Here is a 20,960-nt window from a genome sequence, read left to right as displayed (position 1 = left end):
CGGGGGGTGGTCGGTGGCCCCGCCGTGCGGCGGGGCCACCGCGGCGTCATTCGGTGACGACGAGCATCGTCGGGTCGAACAGCTGGTAGGTCGGCGAGTAGCGGATGCCGCCGACGCCGTCGCGGAGCATGATCGTGGTGACCGGGTTCGAGACGTTGACACTGACGTCGTCGGCGAGGATCTGCTCCTGCGCCTGTGTGAAGAGGTCGCAGGCGGCGTCGGGGTCGACGGTCGAGATGCCCTCCTCCAGCAGCGCGTCCACCTCGGGGTTCGAGTAGAGCGCGTAGTTCGTCTGGCCGATGAACTGCGAGTCGTAGACCCGGAAGAGCATCGGTCCGATCTCGGGGTAGTACGGGAAGTCCCAGAGCAGGCCGAGGTCCGGCGTCGTCTCGGGAGACTCGATCATCGCGACGTACTCGGGATAGGTCACGGTCTGCAGCTCCAGCGTCAGCCCGATGTCCTTGAGGTTCGACTGCAGGAGCGTGGCGGCCTTCTGGTGCTCGGGGATCTGCGCCTGATAGGCCATGGTGACGGTCGCGCCGACGGCGCCCGCCTCTTCGAGCAGTGCCTTGGCTTCGTCGACATCCTGTTCCGTCGGTCCCGCGTCGACACGGCAGGCCACGGTCGGTGCCACCAGGCCCGAGGCGACCGACCCGCGACCGCTCAGGATCGAGGTGATGTGTCCGTCGTAGTCGTAGGCGAGCTTGATCGCCTCGCGCACTCGGGGGTCGGCGGTGATGCCCTCCTGCGTGTTCATCATGACGAACAGCTGGAGCGGGCTCGGCAGCTCCTGCGCCTCCAGGCCGTCGACCGAGGCGAGCGCGTCGAGGTCGGTGCCGACGATGCCGGTGGCGACATCCACCCCGCCCGACTTGAGCTCGTCGCGCAGGGTCGAGCTCTCGGTGATGTAGCGGTAGACGAGACTCGCGGGTCGCGCCTCGTCGAAGCGCCACGAGTCGTCGTAGCGCTCCAGCGTCGCCTGCTGGTTCGCGGTGTAGTCCGTGATGACGTACGGCCCGGAGCCGGCGTCGTTGGTGGCGAGCCAGGCCTGGGCGTGGTCGTCGCCCTCGTGCTCCGACACGAGTGCCGAGTCCAGGATGTAGACCTTGCTCAGCGCGCCCACGAACGTCGTGTTGGTGCCCGACAGTGTGATCTCCACGGTCGTGTCGTCGACGGCCGTACTGGAGGCGTACGACGACAGGAACGAGGCGACGCCCACGCCGAGCGCCTTGATGCGGTCGAGCGTATACACGACGTCGGCTGCGGTGACCGGGTTTCCGCTGTGGAAGGTCGCGTCGTCGCGGAGGGTGACCGTGACGGCCGTCGCGTCGTCGTTGTAGACCCACTCGGTCGCGAGCATCGGCACGATCGCACCGTCCTCGTCGTAGTCGATGAGCTTGTCGTAGGCGCCGCCGACGGTGAAGTCCGTCTGCACGTCCGACGCGAGCACCGGGTCGAGCGTCTGGGGCGTCGCTCCGGTGCCGATGATGACCGTCTCATCACGAGCGGCCGTGGTGGGCGCGGTCCCCGAGCCGCCTGCGCAGGCGGTGGTGAGCGCACCGACGGCGAGCGTGGCGATGAGGGCGGTGGCGAGGCGGGTCCTGGTGGTTCTCATGTTCACTCCGGGTTCGGGGTCGGGTGCTGCAGGAACGGATGGATCACGGCCGGGCGGCCAACGCGCCGAGAGTGCGGGGCGCGAGTCTGTGGGAGGCGGAGGTCTGGGCGGCGACCACGCGGCCGGCGTGCAGCACCAGGCGGTCGCTCGGGTTCGCGGCGACGACGGCAGCCGTCGAAGGGCTGTCGACCACGAGGAGGTCGGCGGGGGCACCGGGCGCGACGCCGTACGGACCGACCCCGAGCGCCTGAGCGGCGGCGCCGGTGACCATGTCGAGCGCAACGGCAAGCTCGTCGTCGGTGCGGAAGTTCGACTGGTAGGCGACCTGGCGGGCCACCGCGAGCATGTCGCCGTCTCCGAAGGGCCACCACGCGTCACGGATGTTGTCGGACCCCGAGAAGACGATCGCGCCTTCCTCGCGCAGGGCCAGCACGGGAGGCATCGGGCCCGCCGGGCCGTTGGTCATGATGGCGACGCCGGCGTCGGCGAAGTCTGCTCCGACGTGGCGCGCCGCCTCGGTCGAGATGGAGCCGAGCCCGTACGCGTGGCTGACGGTGACGCGTCCGTGGAGCCCGATCTCGCGCGTCTTCGCGGCGATGAGCGCGTACTGGCGCACCGCGCTCTCACCCAGATCGTGCAGATGGATGTCGACACCGACGCCGTGGTCGGCCGCCAACGCGAACACGATCCCGAGGTGGCGTTCGGCATCGTCGTCGAACCCCGCCGGGTCGAGCCCCCCGACGACGTCGGCGCCGGCCGCGAGGGCCTCGGCGAGAAGGCGTCCGACGCCGGGCGATGCGAGGATGCCGCTCTGAGGGAACGCGACGATCTGCACGCGCAGAACGTCGCGCAGCTCCTCGCGCAGCTCGAGCAGCGCGTCCAGCGACGACAGGCCGACCGCCGTGTCGATGTCGACGTGGGTGCGCACCGTGCCCGTGCCGAACTCGATCATCGCCGCGGCGAGTGCAGCCGCCCGTTCGGCGACGGAGTCCGTGAGCTCGTCGCGGATGGCACGTTCGGCGGCGACCCGCTCACGGACGGTCGCACCGGGGCGGTGCGGCTGCCACGGCGAGCCGGCGAACGTCTTGTCCAGATGTGCGTGGCCGTTCACGAGCGCGGGCAGCACGAGGCGTCCCTCGAGATCGATGGCCGCGAGCTCGCTCGCCGTCCCCTCCTGCAGTGCCGCGGCGAATCGCGGCGACGACACTCCGGGTGCGTCGATCGTCACGACGGATGCCGGTGACACCGATGCGATGCACCCGTCGCTGATCGTCAGGTCGGCGCGGGAGCCGTCCGGCAGCGAGCCGTTGAGGAGGAGGAGCGAACGTGGCACCGAGGACCCTTCGGGAAGACGAGGAACTTGGTATACAAGATTCCATTCCCGTGTTTCGCTCGATCAGGCGCTACGTAAACTGCATGTTTCGATCTGCTTGGTAGGCCAACCGTGTCGTCAGTGCTCGAGGCGCTGCCGCATGAGCCGCAGCGAGTCGACCCGGCTGTGCTCGACGTGCGCGTATGCCAGCGCTCCGGCCCACTCGACGTTGCCGTCGGCGATCGCGTGGCACAGCTCCCGGTGCTCGGCGCAGAGCACGCGCTGGTCCCGCTCGCTCTCCAGCCGGAAGAGGCGGCGGACGCGGCCGTTGATCGGGCCCATCAGTCCGATCAGGAGCGTGTTGCCTGAGAGGTCGAGGATCTCCTCGTGGAGCGCAGAATTGGCGCCCGCGATGTCGCGGTCGTCGCCGGCGTCCAGTGCGGCCTCTGCTCTCGCCAGTCGGGCGAAGAGCTCATCGGACGAGGCGCCGGCCGCGCACGCCTGTGCGGCGAGCTTGGCGGCGAGCACCTCGAGGCTCGAGCGCACCACGAACAGCTCCTCGACGTCGTTGAGTGTCATCTCGGTCACCACCGCGCCCCGGCGCGGCAGGGTCTTGATGAAGCCCTCGGCCTCCAGCCTCGGCATCGCCTCTCGGATCGGGATGCGGGAGACGTTGAACTCCGCTGCGAGCTCCCGCTCGCGTATGCGCTCGCCCGCGGCGAGGGCGCCCTCGATGATCCGCTCCCGCAGCTCCTCGTAGATCTTGACGGACAGCGACTGGTCGGCGAGGCCGAGCGGAACGTCGTTCGCCATGCAGAGCACCTTTCGACGGAGAGCGAGTGTGGAGGGTGCCTACTGTATGCCAGGGGATCCGACCCTCGCCCGCCATGAGAACAGCCAGGGGTGCCGGTTCCGCGCTCGCGAGCGCGGAACCGGCATGCACCTGGGAGGGGGTGCGGATGTCGGGGGCCCGTGGTTTGCTGGCGCCATGCGCACCGCGACCTCTGCTGACGGCACTCCCATCGCGTACGACGTCACCGGCGACGGCCCCGTCGTCGTCATCGTGAACGGCGCCATGTCGACCGCCGCCGACGCGGGCGGATTGGCGGAAGCCCTGACGAATGCCGGCTTCCGTGCGGTCACGTGGGACCGCCGCGCCCGCGGCGGGAGCGGCGACGCCCGTGGCTCGACGCCCGACCGCGAGGTCGAGGACCTCGCCGCCGTGATCGACGCGGTGGGCGGCGACGCGGCCGTGCTCGGGCACTCCTCCGGAGCGGTGCTCGCCCTGGTCGCGGCATCCCGCGGCGTCCCCGTCCGCGCGCTGTTCCTCTCGGAGCCGCCCTTCCGGTTCGGGGTCGACGAGCCCGCCGACGACCTTGCCGACCGCCTGCAGCGGTACGTCGACGAGGACCGCCCGGACGACGCGATCGTCACCTTCCAGCTCGAAAGCGTCGGCCTGCCGCGCGAGATGGTCGAGGGCATCCGCGCGAGCGACCAGTTCGCCGCCCTGCTGCCGCTCGCCCAGTCCACGGTGTACGACACCAACCTCGTGCGTGAAGCGTCGATCCCGACGGACGAGATGCTCGCCGTCCGGGCTCCGGTCACGATCCTGCGTGGCGAGCAGACGTTCCCGATCCTGCTGACCGCCGCCGACCGCCTGGCCGACGCCATGGACGCCGCGGAACTCGTCGTCGTGCCCGAGTCGGTGATGCATCGCCCCGACCCCGCGGCGACGGCCCGCGTCATCAAGGAGCGGCTGGCGTAGGCCACGTCAGTCGTTGAGGCGGTCCAAGAGGTCGACGGCCGCCCGCGCGTAGTCCCCGATCCAGCGATCGTGGATGCGTTTGATCGGCAGCGGCGCGAGCGCGAGGTGGCGCTCGCGGCCGATCCTGCGGCCGGTGACGAGCTCCGCCCGCTCGAGGACGCGCAGATGCTGGAGCACCGTCGTGCGATCCACCTCCGGGAAGCGTGCGCAGAGCGCCCCGGTGGTGAGCGGCTCGGCCTTCAGGGCATCGAGCATGCGTCGGCGAAGCGGTGCGGCGAGCGCTTTGAACACCATATCGTCGTCTGATCCCTTGCGCTCGGCATCCATCATGTTATAAAACTATAACATGTCTCACCAACTCTCAGAACTGTCGTTCACCGTGTCGGGACGAGTGGCCCGGCCCGCCGCCGAGGTGTACGAGGCCGTCGCCGACCCGGAGCAGCTCTCGCACTACTTCACGACCGGGGGTGCCCGCGGAAGGCTCGAACAGGGTGCCGACGTCACCTGGGACTTCGCGGACTTCCCCGGGCGGTTCCCGGTGACCGTGGTCGAAGCCGACCCGCCGCAGAAGCTCGTCATCCGGTGGGAGGCCCGCGCCGGCGTCGCGTCGGAGACCACGACCACCTTCGAGTTCGAGCCGATCGACGACGGCGCCCGCACCCTCGTGACGATCACCGAGTCGGCGTGGGAGGCCACCGCGGACGGCGCGAAGCACGCGTTCGGCAACTGCGAGGGCTGGACCGGCATGCTCGCCGCGCTCAAGGTCTGGGTCGAGCACGGGATCAACCTGCGCGACGGCTTCTACGCCTAGGCCCACCACGCGCGGATCAGCCGCCGAGGATCAGCCTCGGAAGAACGCGACGCCGAGATCGGGGTGGTCGACGAACACTCCGTCGACGCCGCTGTCGCGGATCATGCCCCACTCGGCCTCCCAGTCGCCGAACGCCGACGGGCCGCCGCGCCCGCGGAACTGGCCGATCAGAAAGCGGTTCTCCGGCCGGCAGGTCCACGTGAAGACCTGCAGGCCGCGCTCGTGCGCGTCGGCGACGACGGGCGACGGCCCGCCGGCGCGTCCGAGCTTGTCGGGGGCGAGGATCGCCCGCTTGTCGACGCTGATCCCGTCCACCCGCCCGACCAGCGCGTCGAGTCCGGCGGGTGCGGCAGTCTGCCGATAGGTCGGCGCGGACTTGCCGTGGGCGACGAACAGGTCGAACGGCCGGCCCGATGCCTCGAGCAGATACACGTACGCCGCACGGATGCCGCGTTCCCGGAGCGAGAGCAGCACGGTGGACTCGAACGACTCGATGGTCAGCGGCAGCTCGCCGCCGGCCCAGCCGGCCTCGCGCAGCTCGGCATCCACCAGCGCGGCGATGTCCCATCCGTCTGCGGCGCCGAAGCACGTCGCGAAGTAGGTCGCGTGCTTGATCTCCAGCACGACGCCGATCTCGCGGCCCTGTTCGAGCGACGCGGCGCGGACCATGTCGAGCACATCGCGCAGCCGCAGCACCGGCTGCTCGTCGTCGAAGCTCGCGCTCGAGGGTCGCAGCTCGGGGAGGCGCTCACGACAGCGCAGCGTCGCCAGCTCGTCCCACGTGAAGTCCTCGGTGAACCAGCCGGTCTGCTCGGCGCCGTCGACCGTCTTGGTGGTGCGGCGGTCCGCGTACTCCGGCCGGTCGGCGACATCCGTCGTGCCCGAGATCTCGTTCTCGTGCCGCACGACGAGCACGCCGTCGCGCGAGACGACGACGTCCGGCTCGACCGCATCGACCCCCATCGCGAACGCCAGGGCGTACGACGAAGGCGAGTGCTCGGGGCGATAGCCTGGCGCACCTCGATGACCGATGACGAGCGGCTTGCGACGAGGCACCGTTCCAGCGTAGTCAGCGCGGTGCACTCCCTCGGGCGGTTGCGGCATCCGTTCATAGCCCTCTCACAGCGCCCACCCGTGCCGCCCGCGCACCCGTCGGATAGTGTTGATCAACAGCATCCTGCTGGGATTCCCTTGACATTGGAGTGTGAGAGAGCAGTGGCCCTCAACAACCCCGCGTTCAACAACCCGGCCTTCCAGGACCCGAAGGCCGTGCAGACCTACCCCGGCGGTCCTCAGGCGGCGAACCTGGGGGCACAGACGCAGTTCGCGACGGCTCAGAGTGCCGGAACGGATGCCGCAGCCCAGGCGCGTCTCGAGGGCATGTACGCCGCTCCCCCCGCCGGCGCCGTCGAGACCGGACGCATGTCCGTCGAAGACACGGTGTGGAAGACCCTTGGACTGTTCGCCGTCCTCCTCGTCGGCGCAGTCGCCGGCTGGATCTGGACCATGGCGGGCGTCACCCCGGCGAACCCCGACCCGTCGATCGCCCCGTGGGCGATCGGTGCCCTCGGTGGCTTCGTGCTCTCGCTCGTCGTCATCTTCACGTCGCGCAAGAAGATCCGCCCCGCGCTCATCTTCGGCTACGCCGCGTTCGAGGGTCTCTTCGTGGGAGGCATCTCGGCCTTCTTCGAGATGATGTTCGAGGGCATCGTCCTCCAGGCGACGCTCGCGACCCTCTCGGTCGTCGGCGTCACCCTCGCCCTGTTCGCCAGCGGCAAGATCCGCGCGTCGAAGAAGGCCACCAAGGTCTTCCTCATCGCGATGGTCGGCTACCTGGTGTTCTCGCTCATCAACATCGGCCTGATGATCTTCAACGCCCCGATCGCGGGCGGCGCGTTCGGCCTGCTGAGCCAGAAGGGCCCGCTCGGCATTCCGTGGGGCGTCCTGATCGGCGTCTTCGTCGTCATCATGGCGGCGTACTCGCTGGTGCTCGACTTCGACAACATCCAGCAGGGCGTGCGCAACGGCGCTCCCCGCCAGTACGGCTGGCTCGGCGGCTTCGGCATCATGGTCACGGTCGTCTGGCTGTACATCGAGATCCTCCGCATCATCGCGATCGCACGCAGTAGTAACTGACGCTCCGCGCGCAGCGCTCACGAACGGCCGTCCGGTTCTCCGGGCGGCCGTTCGGCGTCTCAGGTCGCGTCCACGGCAGCCGGGAGCCTGCCGTGCATCTCTTCGGCACGCTTCCGGGGTCGATGGACCGCGCCTAGGCTGAAGCCGATTCGAGGAGTGGCATGTCATGGCTCGGCGTCTTGCGGTCTGCGCCGTCTCCGTGGTGCTCTGCCTCACCGGCTGCGCAGGAGGATCGATGACCGAGCCCACACCTTCCGAGCCCACGTCCTCCGCGCCGAGTACCTCCGAGCCCACGCCCTCGGCGCACACCCGCCCGCCTTTTGCGACGACCCCGCGCGGACCGATCGAACCCACCGGCGAACCCGCCAACGTCCCGCCGGCCCGCTGGGATGCGATCGTCGCTGATCTCGCCGCTCGCGGGGTCACGGGGACGCCGGAGCTCGTCTCCGCCCACGCGGTGACCTGGCGCAACGGCGCGCTCGGCTGCCCGCAGCCGGGAATGTCGTACACGCAGGCGCTCGTCGACGGCATGCGCGTCGTCGTCTCGGTCGACGGCACGGCCTACGACTACCACTTCGGAACCTCCGACACCCCGCGGCTCTGCGAACGCTGATCGCAGAGGTCGCCGCGGCAGCTGACCGCGACGGCAGCGGGATGCTGCGGGCATCGGCCGCCGGCATCCGTTCCGCCTTCACGCACGAGGTGGCGCCCCGCCTTTCGACGGGACGCCACCTCGGTATCCTGCGGCTGTTACTTGGCCTTGACCAGGATCGCCTCTTCCTTGCCGGCGGCGTTGTCGGTCGCGACGACCATGACGCCCAGCGGGTTCTGCTCGGCGAACGCCGCAGCGCTCACGTCGACCGGCACCGGGACGGTTCCGCCGACGGGCACCGACACGAACTGCCCGTTGGTGAGAGCCGGAGCCCACGGGTTGTAGGTCGCGGTGCCGTCGATGGTGTCCGACCCGTCGTTGACCGACGAGAAGCTCTGCACCGTGTAGTCGAACGCACCGGCCGTGAGGCCGAGGTCGCTCGCGACCACCGGAAGCAGGATGGTGCTGCTGTCGGTCGGCGCCGAGGCGTTGAATCCCGTGGCGAGCGTGTCGCCGGTCGCCACCTCGTAGGCGAACACCTGCGAGATGCCGTTGGCGTCGCCCGCCGTGACGAGACCGCCGTCCGCCGAGAAGACGATCCACTCCGGCTCGCCGTCACGGTTCGTGTCGATGACGACGTCGAACTCGTTCGCCGCCGCGTTCGACCACCGGTTGTGCGTGCTGACCGCGAACACCAGCAGCTGGTCGCCGCCGATGTCGAACGACTGCGCGCCGGCGGCGCGAAGGTCGTAGCCGGTGTCGGTGAACGACTTCGGTGCGTCCTTCTTGTCTTCCAGGCCCCACGTGTAGAAGTCGGCGTCGGCCGCGAAGGCACCGGCCCTGTTCTTGAGCGTGACCTGCACCTGGCCGTCGACGGGCTTTCCCTTCTTCGTCACCTTGAGATCGCCCGACGCCGAGACGTCGCTCGTCGCGCGAGGCACGAGCAGGTACGGAACCCGCAGCTTGTCCGCAGCCGACGTGAAGACCACGTCGCCCGAGAACTCGTAGAAGGCGAAGCCGCCCGCCGTCGAGCTGCCGACGGCGGTGGCCGGGGCCTTCAGCGAGACCGTCACCTTGGCGCTGCGACCGGCCGGGACCGTCACTGAGCTCGGGCTGACGTTCACGGTGGCGGCTTCCGACTGCGCGGACGCCTCGACGCCGACGTTGTACGTCACGGGCTGCGTGCCGTAGTTGGTCAGCAACACCGTCTTCTTGCCCTCGAACGACTTCGAGCTCTCCTGGAAGCCGAAGCTGAGCGCGGCCTCACGCAGTCGTCCGTTCTCGGTCTTGAACGCGTCACCGGTGGCTGTGACCTGCTGGTTCACGGCCTGCGCCGGGTCCACGAGGCCCACGCCGCCGCGAACGAGGTTCTGACCGACGACCTCCTCGGGGTCGGCCGTCGACACGATCACCGAAGCGACCTCGCCGGCCGTCCAGGTCGGGTGCGCCTGCACCGCGAGCGCCGCGACGCCTGCGACATGCGGCGCCGCCATGGACGTTCCCGAGATCGTCGCGGGACCGTTGCCGGTGCCGACGCCGGTCGAGACGATCGAGACGCCCGGGGCTGCGACGTCCACGCCGAGGGCGCTGTCACCGCTGCGCGGACCGCTCGAGCTGAACGACGCATACCCGCGGAAGCCCGGGTTGGCGAGGTCCGCCGGGGTGACCGTGGCGGGCGTGTCGTCGACGAGCTTCGGGCCGTCCGACGACCGCACGCCGAGGAACGGGATGGTGACGACGTAGTCCTCGCCGGTGTCGGGGTTGGCGGTGATCGCTCCCTCGAACGGCGGGTAGTCGTTCGTCGTGTTGATCATGACGGCAGCAGCCGCCCCGGCCTGCTGAGCGAAGATCGCCTTGGCGACGCGGGCGCAGACGCCGCGTGTCGAGACGGCGAGCTGGTTGCCGCCCGAGGTCACACCGGCGTATTGATACGCCTCGACCGAGCAGCCCAGCGCCTCGTTCTCGTCGGCGGTGGCGGGGTTGTCGGTCAGACGCACCACGGTCATCTCCGGCAGTCCCGTGAGCACCGCGCCGTTGGCGTTGATCGCGGGGATGGCGACACCGTCCACCGTGATCTCGGCGCCGGGGAACGACTCCGTGCTGTCCACGGCCGAGACCGAGATCACACCGTCGCCGTTGCCGGCCAGGTACGGGCTCGGGCCTTCGTTGCCGGCGGACTTGACGACGACCACACCCGCACCGACCGCGTTGGAGACCGCGACCTCATCGGGGTCGTCAGCGCGGCCGAACGGCGAGCCGAGCGACATGTTGATGACGTCCATGCCGTTCTCGACGGCCCAGTCGATGGCGGGCACGACCACGTCGGTCGAGCCTTCGCAGCCGAAGACGCGGAGCGCGTAGACGTCGGCCTGCGGCGCGACGCCCGGACCGATCGTCCACTCGGCCGAAGCCGTCGACGCGTCGTACGGACCGGTGTAGGTCTCGCCGTCGGCCGTCACGCCGCTGCCGGCTGCAGTGCCGGCGACGTGGCTTCCATGGCCGTTGCAGTCGAGCGGGTTGGCGTCCGGCATCGGGACCGGCTGGTAGCTCTCCGACGCGGGATCGGCGTTGTACGAGTCACCGACGAAGTCGTAGCCGCCCTTGACGCGGGGGGCGTCGGGACCGAACTGTGCCGGGTCGGCGGGCTGGGTCTCTGCCGCGTTCGCCGCCTCGTAGGCCTCGGTCGTTCCGACGCCGCCGAAGTTGGCGTGGGTGTAGTCGACACCGGTGTCGATCACCGCGACCTTGATGTTCTCGCCGGTGTATCCGGTGTCCTGCCACACCTGCGGCACGCCGAGGAACGGCACCGAGACGGCGTTGTCGAGCGTGTAGGTCTTGACGGCGTGGACCGCGACGACGTTCGGCAGGGCCGCCACGGCGTCGACCTGATCGGCGGGAAGGGTGGCCTGGATGCCGTTGTAGGCGGACTGCATCGTCGCCGCGACGTCGCCGTCCTTGCTCTCGATGGATCCGACGACCGCATCCTGCGCGGACTTGAGCGACTTCTTGATCGCCTTGCGCTCGGCGGCGGAGAGGTCGCTCCCCTTCTTCGCCTCAGCGACGGCGACGGGATCGCCCGCCATCTCGACGATGACCGTGACACGGCCGTCGGCGCCGACGCTCAGGGGACGGACGGTCGTGCCGACCGCGCCCTTCGTGTCGGACTTCTCGAATTTCGACGACGGATCGTCGTCAGGAGTGGCAGCCATCGCTGCGGTGGGTGTGGCGATCGCAAGCGCGAGCGCGCCGACAACCGCCAGAGAACGTCGGATCAAGGGGGAGCCTACTTTCTACATGCACGAGAACATCGCGGTATGGGCGCGACGCTATGTGCGAATTCTCAAAAGGTCAACAGGAATCTCCCAGGCTGAGCAGACCGCGCAGTCACCGCGGCCTCGCGACGGCGAAACAGCCCATCACGCACCGTTGGGCGGCGGGTCCACATGGCGCACGCGACGCCGCGGAAGTGCCCGACGTTCTGCTCTGAGCGGAACAACGTCGAGCGCTTCGCGCGCGCGTTCTATCGTGAGCGCATGGCCGAGATCATCCCGCTGCCGACGAAGATGCGTCCCTCTCGTGAGCCCGAGCCGCGCCCCTCTCGTGAGCCCGAGCCGCTCTGGCGCGATGCGCTGGGCGACCGCCTCCGGAGGCTCAGACATGAGCGCGGCGAGCGCCTCGCCGACACCGCCGACCGTGCCGGGGTCTCGCCGCAGTACCTGTCCGAGATGGAGCGCGGGCTCAAGGAGCCGTCGAGCGAGATGATCGCCGCCGTCGCGGGTGCGCTCGAGGTGACACTGATCGAGCTCACCGCGGGTGTCGTCGACGATCTCCGCACGCGCGTCGCCGAGCGTGCCGCGGTCGGATGCCGCACCACGTTCGCTCTCGCCGCTTGAGCGGGCTCTCGCCCTGGCCGATGTCGCGGGCCGCCGCTAGCCTGGCCGGGTGACGCCCGCGAAGTCCGAAGCCGAGATCCTCGAGATCGACGGTCACGACGTGCGCATCTCGAGCCCGTCCAAGATCGTCTTCCCCGAGCCCGGCATCACCAAGCTCGACATCGTCCGGTACTACCTCGCAGTGGCGGACGGCGCCCTCCGCGGTGCCGGCGGCCGGCCGATGGTGCTCAAGCGCTTCCCCAAGGGGATCGACGCCGAGCCGTTCTTCCAGAAGCGCGTCCCCGAGAACCATCCCGACTTCATCGACACCGCAACCCTCCAGTACGCCCGCGGCACGTCCGCGGAGGAGGCCGTGATCCGCGATGCCGCGGGCCTGGCGTGGGTGATCAACCTCGGGTGCCTCGACCTGAACCCGCACCCGATCCGCGCCGAGGACCTCGACCACCCCGATGAGCTGCGCATCGACCTCGACCCCATGCCCGGCGTGGACTGGTCGCAGATCGTCGACGTCGCCTTCGTCGCCCGCGAGGTGCTGGACGATGTCGGCCTCGTGGGCTGGCCGAAGACGAGCGGGTCGCGTGGCATGCACATCCTGGTGCGCATCGCGCCGCAGTGGGACTACAAGCAGGTGCGGACCGCCGCCGAGACGCTCGCCCGCGAGGTCGAGAACCGGGCACCGGGTCTCGCGACCGCCCGCTGGTGGAAGGAGGAGCGCGGCGAGAGCGTGTTCGTGGACTTCAACCAGAACGCCAAGGACCGTACGGTCGCCTCCGCGTACTCGATCCGTCCCCTGCCGGACGCCCGGGTGTCGACACCGCTCGACTGGGACGAGGTGCGCGAGCGCCGCCCGGCCGAGTTCACCGTGCTGACGGTGCCCGAACGGTTCGCCGAGCTCGGCGACCCGCACGCCGGGATCGACGACGCCGTCGGCACGCTCGATGGGCTGCTGCGCCTGGCCGACGAGCTCGGCCCGGCCGAGAAGCCGCCGCGCGGCGGTGACGGCTCGGGCCGCCGCCAGTCCACGATGCCGCTCATCGAGATCGCCCGCACGAAGACCAAGTCCGAGTCCATCGCCGCGCTGGAGGAATGGACGCGGCGGTACCCGGCCGCGAATGCCCAGCTGCATCCCGCCGACGTGCTCATCGACGGGATGCGCGGCTCGAGCTCGCTCTGGTACCGCGTGCGCGTCAACCTGCAGCACGTCACCGAGGCCGAGCGTCCGCCGCAGGAAGACCTGATCGCCGACTACGACCCCTGGGAGGGCAAGGTCTGGCCCGGCTCGCCCGGCTAGCGGGTCGTTGAGCCAACGAGCCCTCACCCGGTCGTTGAGCGAGCGAGGAACGAGCGAGACGAAACGCGCCGAAGGATCGCGCAGCGCCTCGCCGCGCTTCGTCTCGCTGGCGCTCGCTCAGCGGCCGGGTGGTCACCGCGCAGCGCCTCGCCGCGCTTCGTCTCGCTGGCGCTCGCTCAGCAGCCGGGTGGTCACCGCGCAACGCCTGACCGCGTTTCGTCTCGCCAACGCTCGCTCAACGACCGGATCTCCGCGTTCACCGGGGCACCCGCTCCAGCACCTGGTCGGCGAGGCCGTAGGCGACGGCATCCGTCGCCGTGAAGACGCGGTCGCGATCCGTGTCGACGCGCAGCTTCGCGGCATCCCGTCCGGTATGGCGCGCGAGGATCTCCTCGACCTCGCCGCGCACGCGGACGAGCTCGTCGGCCTGGAGGATCAGGTCGGGGATCGCGCCTCTCCCCTGCCCCGCCGGCTGGTGCAGCACGACGCGCGCATGCGGCAGCACCGAGCGCTTCCCTGGTGCACCGGCCGCCAGCATCACCGCGCCCACGCCGATCGCCTGCCCGACGACCGTGGTCGCGACATCCGGCCGCACGTGCTGCATCGTGTCGTAGACGGCGAGCATGGCAGCGGGGTCCCCGCCCTCGCAGTTGATGTACAGCTGGATGTCGCGCTCGGGGCTGTCGGCGTCGAGGTGCAGCAGCTGTGCGATGAGGGCGTTCGCGACTCCGGCGTCGATTCCGGTACCGAGGTAGACCACGCGCTCGGTCAGCAGCTGCGAGTAGACGTCCATGATGCGGTCACCGCGCGGATGCTGCGCGACCACGTTGGGGATCGTGTACGAGGTCATGCCGCCACCTCCCGCTTCGCCGTCACTTCTGCGCCCACGCCGAGACCCGCGGGCCGGCGCCGCCGGGGCACCACCTGCGCGAAGTCCTCGACGATCCCGTCGATGAACCCGTAGTCCTGCGCCTGGGCCGCCGTGTACCACCGGTCGTGCAGCGAGTCCTCGAAGATGCGGTCAAGGCTCTGTCCGGTGTCGTGGGCGATGATGCCGAGCACCGTGTCGCGCATGTGCCGCAGGTCATCGGCCTGCACCTCGACCTCGACGGCGGAGCCGCCGATGCCCGCGGACCCCTGGTGCATCAGGATGCGTGCATGAGGCAGGGCGCGCCGCTTGCCCTTCGTGCCCGCCGACAGCAGGAACTGGCCCGCGCTGCACGCGAGTCCCAGTGCCAGGGTCGCGACGTCGTTGGGAATGAGGTTGATGACGTCGCGGATCGCGAGCATCGACGGCACCGAGCCGCCGGGCGAGTGGATCCACAGGGCGATGTCGGATGCCTCATCCTCGGCCGCGAGAGCGAGCAGCTGTGTCGCGATCAGGGTGCCGTTGTCGTCGTCGAGCGGGCCATCGAGCACGAGCACGCGCTGCTGGAACAGCTCGCGACGCGCCTCGGCCCCGAACTGGGGAATCTTGCCTTCGTCTGCCATGACCCCAGCCTGCGCGGGCACGGCGGTCGCGGCATCCGTTTCCGCTCCCGGCGGCTCTGCCGTCAGCGGAGCCGACACCCTCGCCCCCATCGTTGACTTGCCGTATATGTACGCGACACGCCTGGCGTGTCGTACATACACGGCAAGTCAACCGTGGGGGGCGGGTGAGGGAGGCGGCGTGCGGCGGGAAGGGCGGTGCACCGCGGATCGCAGTGCGGCGACGAGCGCGGGCCGCACGGCGTCGGCGGTGAAGGCGGCGGCGGCGCGGCGCGCGCGCAGCGACAGCGCGGCGCGGTGGGCGTCATCGCGGAGCAGCTCGATGATCGCCGCAGCGAGGCCGTCGACGTCGCCGGGGGTCACCAGCACGCCGGCGTCGCCGATCGCGTCGCGCGGCCCGTAGCGCACGTCGGTCGCCACCACCGGAAGGCCTCGGGCCAGTGCCTCGGCGATCGAGAGGCCCTGCCCTTCGAACGCCGTCGACGTGACGAACAGCGCCGCGCGGTCGAAGATCGCGTCGCGGTCGTCGGTCGCGCCGTGGAGCGTGACGGATGCCGACAGGCCAAGGTCGTCGACGAGCGCTTGCAGCTCGTCCCGCAGCGGGCCGTCGCCGTAGATGTCGAGGCGCGCGTCGGGCAGCACCGCCGCCACCCGTGCCCACGCGCGGATCGCGAGGTCGACGCGCTTCTGCGGCGCCAGGCGGTTCAGCATCACCACCCGGTGCGGGTCGCGGGATGCCGCAGCCGGAGGCTCCGCGCCGAGCTCGATGGTGTTCGGGACGACGTGGAAGGTGCCCGGGTCGCCGAACCGCGCGGCGACCTCGTCGCGTTGGGCTGCCGTCGGGAACAGCACCGCGTCGTAGCGGTCGACCGTCGACAGCCACCGCTGCCACATGCCCGTCACCGGCGCATCCGGATCATCGTGGGGCGCCGGCAGGTGCGAGTTGTGGACGGTGTGCACGAGCCGGACGCGCGGGTCGTCCCACTCCGTCATCGCCTCGCCGATCTGCCGCGACTCGAAGATCACGACGAGCATCCGCTCGGGATCGCCCGCGGCAGCCCGCCGTTCGTCGGCGAGGTGCGTGAGCCACGCGGCGTAGAGGCCGCGGAACCCGCGGAGCACCCGGTCGCCGTCCGGCGCGTGCACGATGAGGGCGGCATCCGAGAGGTGCCAGGTCGGGTCGTCGTGGAACACCGGGAGCGAAACGATCGGCGCGCCCGAGGGTGCCGTCACCTCTCGATACTCGACGCCCAGCTCGCGGGGATCGTCGCGCACCGGCTCCCCGGCTGCGAAGAGCCAGGAGGGATCGGCCACGATGTCGTCGAAGAGGTTGCGGGCCGACGTCGTGCGCTCGAGCAGTCCGGCGTCCACGAACGCCTGCCGCTGAGCAGCGTGCACCTCCGGGGTTGCCCCGTCGACGCTGAGCTGCAGCGGGTCGGGCGCACCGGCGGATGCCAGCAGCCGCAGCCGGGTGGGCACCGCGACGGCGAACCCGCCGTCCAGCCCGAGGGCCACACGGCTGCCCAGCAGCACGTAGTCGGCATCGGGCAGCATGTCGTCGTCGCGGGCACGGCTCACGCGTCCATCCTCCCGCACGTCTCGGCAGCGCCCGTGACCGGCCGCCCGGGCGAAAGCAGTGACGCCCCGGACCCGAAGGTCCGAGGCGTCTGCGGAATCACTCCCACTCGATGGTCCCCGGCGGCTTGGAGGTCACGTCGAGGACGACGCGGTTGACCTCGCGCACCTCGTTGGTGATGCGGTTCGAGATCTTCGAGAGCACGTCGTAGGGCAGGCGCGTCCAGTCAGCGGTCATCGCGTCCTCGGACGAGACAGGACGCAGCACGATCGGGTGGCCGTAGGTGCGGCCGTCGCCTTGCACACCCACCGAGCGCACGTCGGCGAGCAGCACGACGGGGCACTGCCAGATCTCGCCGTCGAGGCCGGCCTTGGTCAGCTCCTCGCGGGCGATGGCGTCGGCATCGCGCAGAATCTCGAGACGGTCAGCGGTGACCTCACCCACGATCCGGATGCCGAGGCCGGGGCCCGGAAACGGCTGGCGGGCGACGATCGCCTCCGGAAGGCCGAGCTCGCGGCCGATGGCCCGCACCTCGTCCTTGAACAGGGTGCGCAGCGGCTCGACGAGCTCGAACTGCAGGTCTTCGGGGAGGCCTCCGACGTTGTGGTGCGACTTGATGTTCGCGGTGCCGGTTCCGCCGCCGGACTCGACCACGTCGGGGTACAGCGTGCCCTGCACGAGGAAGCGGATGGGCTCGCCGTCGGCCGCAGCCTCGGCGACCAGCTCGCGCTCGGCGGCCTCGAACGAGCGGATGAACTCGCGGCCGATGATCTTGCGCTTCTGCTCGGGGTCGCTGACGCCCTCGAGCGCCGACAGGAACTGCTCGCGCGCGTCGATCGTGACGAGGCGCACGCCGGTCGATGCGACGTAGTCGTTCTCGACCTGCTCGCGCTCGCCCTTCCGCAGCAGCCCGTGGTCGACGAAGATCGCCGTCAGCTGGTCGCCGACGGCCTCGTGCACGAGCGCAGTGGAGACGGCCGAATCGACGCCGCCCGAGAGGGCAGAGATCACGCGGCCGGAGCCGATCTGCGCGCGGATGCGCTCGACCTGCTCGGCGATGACGTTGCCGCTGTTCCAGTCGGCGGGCAGCCCCGCGGCCTTGTGCAGGAAGTTCTCGATGACGTTCTGCCCGTAGTCGGAGTGCTTCACCTCGGGGTGCCACTGCACGCCGTAGAACCGGCGCTCATCGCTGCCGAACGCGGCCACCGGCGTCGCACCGGTCGAAGCGAGCACCGCGAAGCCCTCGGGGGCCTTGGCGACCTGGTCGCCGTGGCTCATCCAGACGTTCTGCTCCACCGGCTGCCCGCCCAGCAGCACGCCGCCGTCACCCGTGACCGCGGCATCCGTCGCTCCGTACTCGCGGAGTCCGGTGTGCGCCACCTCGCCGCCGAGCGCCTGGGCCATCACCTGGAAGCCGTAGCAGATGCCGAGCGTCGGAACGCCGAGGTCGAAGACGCCCGTGTCGAGCGCCGGAGCGCCTTCTTCGTACACCGACGACGGACCGCCCGACAGGATGATGCCGACCGGGTTCTTGGCGGCGATGTCGGAGGCGCTCGCGGTGTGGGGCACGATCTCGCTGTACACGCCGGCCTCACGCACGCGCCGTGCGATCAGCTGCGCGTACTGGGCGCCGAAGTCGACGACGAGCACCGGGCGCTGCTCGGTGGCGGCCGCCGGCTCGACGGGGGTCTCGGCCTGCGCCGCGGCAGAGGTGGGCAGTTCGGTCAACGCTTGTTCTCCGTCGGGATCGCTTGAGTGAGGGACGAGTGCTCGGCGCGCGAGTGCAGCTCGGCGGCCTCGCGCTCGGACAGGTAGGTCTTCACGTCGCGCGCGACGCGCGCCTCCATGAAGAACGACAGCAGCGGAACGATGCCGCCGGCGGCGAGCATGGCCAGGCGTCCGAGGTTCCAGCGCATGAGGCTCCACACACGGAAGCACGAGATGAGGTAGACGACGTAGAACCAGCCGTGGCCGACGAGGATGCCGAGCGAGAGGTTGAACCCGTCGCCCGTCGACTCGAGACCCGAGGCGGTCTCCACGACCGGCGCGAACCACAGGAACCCGCCGGAGCCACCGAGGAACAGCTCGTACCCGAGCGCGTACTTGACGATCATCTCGGCGACCAGCAGGAGCAGCATCGTGCCGGTGATGATGGAGCAGACCTGGTAGAACTTCAGGGCTCCGCGGATCGCCGGAAAGGAAGCGAGCTTCGGGGCGCGGGGCATGGCCCCCAGTCTACCCGCGGGATTCCGCCGCGATCGTCGGGCGTCGAGACCTCACGAGCTGCGCCCGACGCGCGGTTGCGGAGTCAGGATGCCGCAGGCTCCGGTCCGCCGTCGGGTTCGCGTCGCGCATCCTCGAAGTCCTCGGTCTCCTTCTCCCAGGCATCCTTCGCGAGGCGGTACCAGAGGTAGAAGGCGAAGCCGGCGAAGATCGCCCACTCCAGCGCGTAGAAGATGTTGAGCCAGTTGATGCCCGACCCTTCCGCGGGGGCCGGCGAGGAGATGGCTTCGAGCCCGGCTAACGGGTCCACCGACGCCACGTAGGGGCGGTAGACGAAGAGCCCGTCGACGTCGTGCCATTGACCCAGCAGCGCGGCCGGCGACATGCGGGTCAACGTCTGCGGGTCACTGCCGCGCGGCGGCAGCAGCGGGCCCTCGTCCGAGATGAGGCGCCCCGTCACCTCGACGGCGTCGGCGTCGGATGAGGACGCGGATGCCGCTTCCTCCAGCTCCGCGATCGCGGCGCGCGCGTCCTCCTCGGTTGCGGCCCAGCCCACTGCGACCGCGACCGAGGTCGGTGCGGATGTCTCGGTGCGAGCGGGGTCGATGCGCAGCTGACCGGTGACCCAGTAGCCCTCGACGTCGTCGTTGAAGCGCGACTGCACGACGATGAAGTCGCCGGGCACCCATCGGCCGGCGGTCTCGACGCGCTGACCCACGAGCGGCTCGGGAAGATACTCACCGGGAGCAGCGACGGTCGCGAGCTCCTGCACCTCTTCCGTGGCGCCGGGCGGCAGCGGATTCGTCTGCACCGCACGGCCCAGCTGCCACTGCCCCAGCCACGCGAACACGCCCGCCACGACGAGGCAGAGCAGCAGCATCCCGATCCAGCGGGGTCGCAGCATCACCTCGCGGAGCGTGGGCGGGAACGCCTCGGGAACGAGGTCCGCCCCACCGTCCGGGCGGGCGTCGGTCATGGCATCCGTCATCCCGCGGCGTACGGCGCGACGACGACCTCGACGCGCTGGAACTCCTTGAGGTCGGAGTATCCGGTCGTGGCCATCGACTTGCGCAGTGCCCCGATGAGGTTCGCGGTGCCGTCGGCGACCGGCGCCGGGCCGTACAGGACCTCTTCCAGCGAGGCGACCTGATCGACCTTCACGCGGCGGCCGCGCGGCAGCTTGGAGTGGTGCGCCTCCGGACCCCAATGGAAGCCCTTGCCCGGGGCATCCGTCGCCCGCGCGAGCGCGACACCGAGCATGACGGCGTCGGCGCCCATGGCGATCGCCTTGACGATGTCGCCCGACGTGCCCACGCCGCCGTCGGCGATGACATGCACGTACCGTCCGCCGGACTCGTCGAGGTAGTCGCGGCGAGCACCGGCCACGTCTGCCACGGCGGTGGCCATGGGGGCGTGCAGGCCCAGGGTGGCGCGCGTCGTCGACGCCGCTCCCCCGCCGAAGCCGACCAGCACACCGGCGGCACCGGTGCGCATCAGGTGCAGCGCGGCCGTGTAGGTCGAGGCTCCGCCGACGATCACCGGAACGTCGAGGTCGTAGATGAACTTCTTGAGGTTGAGCGGCTGGTCGACGCTCGAGACGTGCTCGGCCGACACCGTCGTGCCGCGGATGACGAACAGGTCGACGCCTGCGGCGACGACGGTCTCGTACAGCTCCTGCGTGCGCTGCGGCGTGAGGGCACCGGCGACGGTGACGCCGGCGGCGCGGATCTCGGCGAGGCGGTCGCGCACGAGCTCGGGCTTGATCGGCTCGGCGTAGACCTCCTGCATGCGGCGGGTCGCGGCGGTCTTGTCGAGGCCGGCGATCTCCGCGAGGAGCGGCGTCGGGTCGTCGTATCGGGTCCAGAGTCCCTCGAGGTCGAGCACGCCGAGGCCGCCGAGCTGGCCCAGCATGATCGCCGTGCGCGGGCTGACGACCGAGTCCATGGGTGCGCCCAGCACCGGGATGTCGAAGCTGAACGCGTCGATCGTCCACGTCGTCGAGACGTCTTCGGGGTTGCGCGTGCGCCGCGAGGGCACCACCGCGATGTCGTCGAACGTGTAGGCGCGACGCGCGCGCTTGGCCCGGCCGAGCTCGATGTCCATGCTCACCCGCCCAGCCTACCCGCCGGGCTTCGCGCGGCCGGATCCCGCCGCCCCCCGGGGTTCGGGGCGCACCGTGCGCATATGGGGCGCGCACGGTGCGCCCCACACGTCCGTGATGCGCCCCGAACCCCGCGCAGAGCCGAGGACGGAGGGTG

At 70.4% G+C, this 20,960-nt stretch carries 19 protein-coding genes; 6 read left to right on the top strand and 13 right to left on the bottom strand.

Annotated features, from left to right (window positions below):
- Positions 1-46 precede the first annotated feature (46 nt).
- The 3 genes from NCG93_RS08575 to NCG93_RS08565 form a co-directional block, all read right to left on the bottom strand.
- The gene (locus NCG93_RS08575) at positions 47-1,615 is read right to left on the bottom strand and encodes an ABC transporter substrate-binding protein (protein ID WP_194414402.1); all 1,569 of its coding nucleotides are present in this window, start codon (positions 1,613-1,615) and stop codon (positions 47-49) included.
- Positions 1,616-1,658: 43 nt separating this feature from the next.
- Entirely contained in the window at positions 1,659-2,948 is a 1,290-nt protein-coding gene (locus NCG93_RS08570) for an amidohydrolase (protein WP_194414403.1), read from the bottom strand.
- Positions 2,949-3,065: 117 nt separating this feature from the next.
- Complete coding sequence (locus NCG93_RS08565) at positions 3,066-3,740, bottom strand: GntR family transcriptional regulator (RefSeq protein ID WP_194414404.1); 675 nt, start codon at positions 3,738-3,740, stop codon at positions 3,066-3,068.
- A 175-nt stretch (positions 3,741-3,915) separates the two neighbouring features.
- On the opposite strand from NCG93_RS08565, the gene NCG93_RS08560 reads away from it, so the two are divergent.
- Entirely contained in the window at positions 3,916-4,692 is a 777-nt protein-coding gene (locus tag NCG93_RS08560; RefSeq protein ID WP_194414405.1) for an alpha/beta fold hydrolase, read from the top strand.
- 6 nt (positions 4,693-4,698) lie between these two features.
- Here NCG93_RS08560 and NCG93_RS08555 read toward each other — a convergent pair whose 3' ends face one another.
- Positions 4,699-5,022 carry an ArsR/SmtB family transcription factor gene (locus NCG93_RS08555; RefSeq protein WP_194414406.1) on the bottom strand — a complete coding sequence of 108 codons (324 nt, stop codon included), beginning with the start codon at positions 5,020-5,022 and terminating at the stop codon, positions 4,699-4,701.
- 16 nt (positions 5,023-5,038) lie between these two features.
- Here NCG93_RS08555 and NCG93_RS08550 point away from each other — a divergent pair, with 16 nt between their 5' ends.
- Positions 5,039-5,503 (top strand): SRPBCC domain-containing protein, encoded by a 465-nt coding sequence (locus NCG93_RS08550; protein WP_194414407.1) that lies wholly within the window; start codon positions 5,039-5,041, stop codon positions 5,501-5,503.
- A 30-nt stretch (positions 5,504-5,533) separates the two neighbouring features.
- Here NCG93_RS08550 and NCG93_RS08545 read toward each other — a convergent pair whose 3' ends face one another.
- Positions 5,534-6,559: a glycerophosphodiester phosphodiesterase family protein gene (locus tag NCG93_RS08545; protein WP_252787492.1), complete on the bottom strand. Its 1,026-nt coding sequence runs from the start codon at positions 6,557-6,559 to the stop codon at positions 5,534-5,536.
- A 159-nt stretch (positions 6,560-6,718) separates the two neighbouring features.
- Between NCG93_RS08545 and NCG93_RS08540 the strand changes: the two genes are divergently transcribed.
- Complete coding sequence (locus NCG93_RS08540) at positions 6,719-7,639, top strand: Bax inhibitor-1/YccA family protein (protein WP_194414409.1); 921 nt, start codon at positions 6,719-6,721, stop codon at positions 7,637-7,639.
- Between the two features lie 235 nt (positions 7,640-7,874).
- Positions 7,875-8,252, top strand: coding sequence for a DUF8738 domain-containing protein (locus tag NCG93_RS08535; RefSeq protein WP_241741876.1), 378 nt, complete (start codon positions 7,875-7,877; stop codon positions 8,250-8,252).
- Between the two features lie 137 nt (positions 8,253-8,389).
- Here the strand turns inward: NCG93_RS08535 and NCG93_RS08530 are convergent, their stop codons facing one another.
- Positions 8,390-11,506: a S8 family peptidase gene (locus NCG93_RS08530; protein WP_241741878.1), complete on the bottom strand. Its 3,117-nt coding sequence runs from the start codon at positions 11,504-11,506 to the stop codon at positions 8,390-8,392.
- Positions 11,507-11,764: 258 nt separating this feature from the next.
- On the opposite strand from NCG93_RS08530, the gene NCG93_RS08525 reads away from it, so the two are divergent.
- Together NCG93_RS08525 and ligD are read left to right on the top strand one after the other, a co-directional pair.
- Positions 11,765-12,124 carry a helix-turn-helix domain-containing protein gene (locus NCG93_RS08525; RefSeq protein WP_194414411.1) on the top strand — a complete coding sequence of 120 codons (360 nt, stop codon included), beginning with the start codon at positions 11,765-11,767 and terminating at the stop codon, positions 12,122-12,124.
- Positions 12,125-12,173: 49 nt separating this feature from the next.
- A complete protein-coding gene (ligD, locus tag NCG93_RS08520) occupies positions 12,174-13,415 on the top strand; it encodes a non-homologous end-joining DNA ligase (protein WP_194414412.1) in 1,242 nt (413 codons plus the stop codon).
- 256 nt (positions 13,416-13,671) lie between these two features.
- Here ligD and NCG93_RS08515 read toward each other — a convergent pair whose 3' ends face one another.
- From NCG93_RS08515 to NCG93_RS08485, 7 genes are all read right to left on the bottom strand, one after another.
- Positions 13,672-14,265, bottom strand: coding sequence for a ClpP family protease (locus tag NCG93_RS08515; RefSeq protein WP_194414413.1), 594 nt, complete (start codon positions 14,263-14,265; stop codon positions 13,672-13,674).
- On the bottom strand, positions 14,262-14,906 hold the full coding sequence (locus NCG93_RS08510; protein ID WP_194414414.1) for a ClpP family protease: 645 nt from the start codon (positions 14,904-14,906) through the stop codon (positions 14,262-14,264). The genes NCG93_RS08515 and NCG93_RS08510 overlap by 4 nt, the downstream gene beginning before the upstream one ends.
- Before the next feature lie 147 nt (positions 14,907-15,053).
- Complete coding sequence (locus NCG93_RS20340; protein WP_194414415.1) at positions 15,054-16,481, bottom strand: glycosyltransferase; 1,428 nt, start codon at positions 16,479-16,481, stop codon at positions 15,054-15,056.
- 97 nt (positions 16,482-16,578) lie between these two features.
- Positions 16,579-18,198 carry a glutamine-hydrolyzing GMP synthase gene (gene guaA, locus NCG93_RS08500; protein ID WP_206687735.1) on the bottom strand — a complete coding sequence of 540 codons (1,620 nt, stop codon included), beginning with the start codon at positions 18,196-18,198 and terminating at the stop codon, positions 16,579-16,581.
- A gap of 5 nt (positions 18,199-18,203) precedes the next feature.
- The gene (locus tag NCG93_RS08495) at positions 18,204-18,704 is read right to left on the bottom strand and encodes a DUF3817 domain-containing protein (RefSeq protein WP_194414416.1); all 501 of its coding nucleotides are present in this window, start codon (positions 18,702-18,704) and stop codon (positions 18,204-18,206) included.
- An 83-nt stretch (positions 18,705-18,787) separates the two neighbouring features.
- Complete coding sequence (locus NCG93_RS08490) at positions 18,788-19,606, bottom strand: SURF1 family protein (RefSeq protein WP_194414963.1); 819 nt, start codon at positions 19,604-19,606, stop codon at positions 18,788-18,790.
- Positions 19,607-19,686: 80 nt separating this feature from the next.
- On the bottom strand, positions 19,687-20,805 hold the full coding sequence (locus NCG93_RS08485; protein ID WP_194414964.1) for a GuaB3 family IMP dehydrogenase-related protein: 1,119 nt from the start codon (positions 20,803-20,805) through the stop codon (positions 19,687-19,689).
- Positions 20,806-20,960 lie beyond the last annotated feature (155 nt).

Source organism: Microbacterium yannicii, assembly GCF_024055635.1.
In the GTDB taxonomy this organism is placed as follows: Bacteria; Actinomycetota; Actinomycetes; order Actinomycetales; family Microbacteriaceae; genus Microbacterium; species Microbacterium yannicii.
The sequence above is the reverse complement of the archived record's forward strand: the minus strand, read 5'-3'. Positions and strand labels throughout refer to the sequence as shown.